The sequence below is a fragment of the Zoogloea sp. genome (genome assembly GCF_041904905.1).
GTDB lineage: Bacteria > Pseudomonadota > Gammaproteobacteria > Burkholderiales > Rhodocyclaceae > Zoogloea.
Map to the genome: position 1 here is coordinate 23249 of NZ_JAYRMI010000064.1, position 686 is coordinate 23934.

At 73.3% G+C, this 686-nt stretch carries 1 pseudogene; it reads left to right on the forward strand.

What is annotated here, in order from left to right:
- Positions 1 to 62: 62 nt before the first annotated feature.
- Positions 63 to 686, forward strand: a pseudogene (locus ACE3N6_RS15345) (hypothetical protein); the annotation flags it as partial.

Here is a 686-nt window from a genome sequence, read left to right on the forward strand (position 1 = left end):
ATGGTGGAGGCCGCCTGGCAGCGCCTGGACCGCGCGTCCGGCAGCGGGGATTGAAGCGGATCATGTTCTCGAGTCACTCCCCCCTGTACCGCCACGCCTCGCCCCCGCTGCAGGAGCGCATGCTGGCGCTGAACACCCGGCTGCGTGGCCTGCTGACCGACCGCCGCGCGCTGGCGCAGATCGGCGAACGCATCGAACGCAGCCAGTGGCTGCCCCGGCCCGAGTGGGCGTCGCTCCAGCTCGAGACGATGCGCGAGCTGGCGCTCCACGCCGGCCGCCGGGTGCCGTACTACCGCGAGCTGTTCGAGCGGCTGGGCATCGACCCGAGCCGCTGGCGCGATCTGTCCGATCTGGCCGAGATCCCCGTGCTGACCAAGCCCGAGGCGATTGCCGCGGGCGAGCGGATGGTGGCCGAGGGCGGGCCGTGGCTGCGCTTCAAGGGTTCCACCAGCGGCACCACCGGCCGGGCCATGGCCGGCTGGCGCGACCGGGCCTCGATCGCCTTCGAGCAGGCCTTCATTGACCGTCAGGCCCGCTGGGCCGGTTTCCGCAGCGGCGCGCGGCGGGCCTGGTTGCGGGGCGACCCGGTGGCGCCCCTGCGCGCCAGCGACGGCCCCCTGTGGCGGATGAACCGCGCCGACAACACCCTGATGCTGTCCTCCTATCACCTCACGCCGGGCAACGGC